We start from the raw sequence: 3,193 nt of genomic DNA, 5'->3' as shown, positions 1-3,193 counted from the left end.
CTCGAACCGCCGACCCCCTCCGTGTAAAGGAGATGCTCTACCAACTGAGCTAATCGCCCAATCTCAATTCTTATCTACACTGCGAGTCTACGTGAAGTAGATGGTGGGTGATGACGGGCTCGAACCGCCGACCCCCTCCGTGTAAAGGAGATGCTCTACCAACTGAGCTAATCACCCCCGCTGTGTGGAGTCGCATTATAGGGAGAGTTGAAAATGAGTCAACGCATTTTCTAAAGTTTTTATTCGTTCGTCGTAAAATTAAACAAAACGATCGTGAAATGGGCTGTGGCGCATGATTTCTAAACAAAAACAGCAAACTCGGTCACGATAAAGGGATCGACATTGAGGAATCGCCGCACAGTGATAGAATATTGCCCATCGTTTTTTCCCCAGGATTTGCCGATTGCCGGCATCTTTATAACGTAAGGCCATTTCATGAAAATCAAAACTCGCTTCGCGCCCAGCCCGACAGGCTACCTGCACGTCGGTGGTGCACGTACTGCTCTCTATTCCTGGCTTTTTGCACGCCACAACAAAGGTGAGTTCGTGCTGCGTATTGAAGACACCGATCTCGAGCGCTCCACGCCGGAAGCAATTGAAGCCATTATGGATGGGATGAACTGGCTGAATCTGCAGTGGGATGAAGGTCCTTACTTCCAGACCAAACGTTTTGACCGTTATAACGCGGTAATTGACGAGATGCTGGTCGCGGGTACGGCATACAAATGCTATTGCTCTAAAGAGCGCCTGGATGCGCTACGTGAAGAGCAGATGGCGAACGGCGAAAAGCCGCGTTACGACGGCCGCTGCCGCCATGACCACAGCGAGCATGCCGCTGATGAACCTTGCGTGGTGCGTTTTGCTAACCCACAGGACGGCTCTGTTATTTTTGACGACCAGATCCGTGGCCCAATCGAATTCAGCAACCAGGAGCTGGACGATCTGATCATCCGCCGTACCGACGGTTCTCCAACCTATAACTTCTGCGTGGTGGTTGACGACTGGGACATGGAAATCACCCATGTTATCCGTGGCGAAGACCATATCAATAACACCCCGCGCCAGATCAACATCCTGAAAGCGTTAAATGCCCCTGTTCCGGTCTATGCGCACGTTTCAATGATCAACGGTGACGACGGTAAAAAGCTGTCTAAACGTCACGGTGCGGTCAGCGTTATGCAGTATCGCGACGACGGCTATCTGCCGGAAGCGCTGCTGAACTACCTGGTGCGTCTGGGCTGGGCTCATGGTGATCAGGAAATTTTCAGCCGCGAAGAGATGATCGATCTGTTCTCTCTGAACTCTGTGAGCAAATCCGCCAGTGCATTTAACACTGACAAGCTGCTGTGGCTGAACCACCACTACATCAATACCATGCCGCCGGAATATGTGGCGACTTACCTGCAGTTGCACATTGAGCAGGCCAATATTGATACCCGTACTGGCCCTGAGCTGGCGGACCTGGTGAAACTGCTCGGCGAGCGTTGCAAAACTCTGAAAGAGATCGCCGAAAGCTGCCGCTACTTCTATGAAGAGTTTGATGAGTTCGATGCGGATGCCGCGAAGAAACATCTGCGTCCTGTTGCGCGTCAGCCGCTGGAAGTGGTACGTGACAAACTGGCTGCCATCACTGAGTGGACCGCCGAGAATGTGCATCATGCGATTCAGGCTACCGCTGACGAACTGGAAGTCGGTATGGGTAAAGTAGGTATGCCACTGCGCGTAGCGGTGACCGGTGCGGGTCAGTCTCCGGCGCTGGATGTTACCGTTCACGCGATCGGTAAGTCTCGCAGCGTGGCGCGCATTAACAAGGCTCTGGGATTTATTGCTGTACGCGAAAACCAGCAGTAAAACAGCCTGAGATGCAAAAACGGCAGGGTAACCTGCCGTTTTTTTATGCGTGTAATTCAGCAATACCCAGGCGCGTAAGAAAACCGCTGATGCCTTCGCGTTTTAGCAACACGTGCAGTCGCTCCTGTTCCAGCTGCGTCATGTTTTCAAGTGTGTCGACAATCTGCACGAGCAGATTCGATGACGCAGGATCGCCATAGGGCATCGTTGCTTCTGCCAGGTGGTAAACCGCCTGACGGTTGCGAATGGCAGGGAGGTTCATGATATGCTCCTTCACCCGAGCATCAATGTGGATCAGCCGCGCCCGTCCCCCTTTCACGCCATTGATCCCTTCGGTTTTCCAGCCCTGCTGACGAATCCAGCGGTTAACGGTTTGCCGGGCAACACCCAGGCTGTTCGCCAGCTCTTCCGTGGTCATTTTGCTGCGTAATCTTTTCATATCAGTTATGGTCGCGAATCCCTAAACGTTGCAACAATCCGGTAATCCCTTCCCGCAGTAACAGCGATGTCATCTGCTTTTGCTCTTCCGGCGTCATTTCATTCGCCAGCGTCAGAAGTAATGTGTGCAGAGAACCGTTTTGCAACGCATTTTCCGGCATATCTGCGGTTTCCGTTGCCCGGCGCGCGCTGAGGATAAAGTCACGCACTTTCTCGTTCACATGTACCAGGCGCGCTTTCCCGCCCTGAACTCCCGGTTTTGGCGATGTAATCCAACCCTCTTTGCGTACCCATTTATTGATGGTCTGGCGGCTATAGCCAGTGAGGAGGGCTAACTCTTCTGGCGTCATTCGTTCCTTGATCATACAATTTCCTGAATATTTGTGGGGTCAATTAACGGTTCATTTTATAGCACCGTTTTAGGTGAAAACGTGACAGGCTTAACTCCTGACTGCGAGGCGGCTCGCAAAGTGGTTCATTTGCATGATTTTTCGGCGATTGAACGGCAGTGAATGATTTTGCCGTTGACACTCCGCAGCGGAATTCATATTATGCCGCCCGTCAACATGACAGCTTTACGATGGGGCTATAGCTCAGCTGGGAGAGCGCTTGCATGGCATGCAAGAGGTCAGCGGTTCGATCCCGCTTAGCTCCACCAAACTCTGAACCCAACAGAGTAGGGTAAGTAAAGTAACATGTGGGGCTATAGCTCAGCTGGGAGAGCGCTTGCATGGCATGCAAGAGGTCAGCGGTTCGATCCCGCTTAGCTCCACCAAAATTTGAACCCTCGTCGAAAGACGGGGGTTTTTTTTATGTCTTTGTAACGACCTTCACCCTCTTTTGTTGCCAAATTAGGGAAGGTGCGAACAAGTTCCTGATATGAGATCATCATATTCATCCGGAG

At 51.9% G+C, this 3,193-nt stretch carries 3 protein-coding genes and 3 tRNA genes; 3 read left to right on the top strand and 3 right to left on the bottom strand.

The genetic code is table 11. The features are described from left to right. Window positions 1-101: 101 nt before the first annotated feature. Window positions 102-177, bottom strand: a tRNA-Val gene (locus tag HX884_RS25845). A gap of 258 nt (window positions 178-435) precedes the next feature. On the opposite strand from HX884_RS25845, the gene gltX reads away from it, so the two are divergent. After that, window positions 436-1,851, top strand: a complete 1,416-nt coding sequence (gene gltX, locus HX884_RS25840) for a glutamate--tRNA ligase (RefSeq protein ID WP_178328999.1) — start codon at window positions 436-438, stop codon at window positions 1,849-1,851. A gap of 43 nt (window positions 1,852-1,894) precedes the next feature. On the opposite strand, the gene HX884_RS25835 is transcribed toward gltX, so the two are convergent. Next, entirely contained in the window at window positions 1,895-2,290 is a 396-nt protein-coding gene (locus HX884_RS25835; RefSeq protein ID WP_013098190.1) for a YfeC-like transcriptional regulator, read from the bottom strand. A gap of 1 nt (window position 2,291) precedes the next feature. Continuing rightward, a complete protein-coding gene (locus HX884_RS25830) occupies window positions 2,292-2,654 on the bottom strand; it encodes a YfeC-like transcriptional regulator (protein WP_178328998.1) in 363 nt (120 codons plus the stop codon). Between the two features lie 217 nt (window positions 2,655-2,871). On the opposite strand from HX884_RS25830, the gene HX884_RS25825 reads away from it, so the two are divergent. Both HX884_RS25825 and HX884_RS25820 read left to right on the top strand, forming a co-directional pair. Then, a tRNA-Ala gene (locus HX884_RS25825) sits at window positions 2,872-2,947 on the top strand. 41 nt (window positions 2,948-2,988) lie between these two features. Beyond that, window positions 2,989-3,064 (top strand) — tRNA-Ala (locus tag HX884_RS25820). Window positions 3,065-3,193 lie beyond the last annotated feature (129 nt).

The organism is Enterobacter sp. SECR19-1250 (assembly GCF_013391025.1).
Lineage (GTDB): Bacteria > Pseudomonadota > Gammaproteobacteria > Enterobacterales > Enterobacteriaceae > Enterobacter > Enterobacter cloacae.
The sequence above is the reverse complement of the archived record's forward strand: the minus strand, read 5'-3'. Positions and strand labels throughout refer to the sequence as shown.

Excerpts from the sequence above, each read along its gene's own strand:
- gltX (WP_178328999.1), top strand. The coding sequence starts at position 436 with ATGAAAATCAAAACTCGCTTCGCGCCCAGCCCGACAGGCTACCTGCAC.
- HX884_RS25835 (WP_013098190.1), bottom strand. The coding sequence starts at position 2,290 with ATGAAAAGATTACGCAGCAAAATGACCACGGAAGAGCTGGCGAACAGC.
- HX884_RS25830 (WP_178328998.1), bottom strand. The coding sequence starts at position 2,654 with ATGATCAAGGAACGAATGACGCCAGAAGAGTTAGCCCTCCTCACTGGC.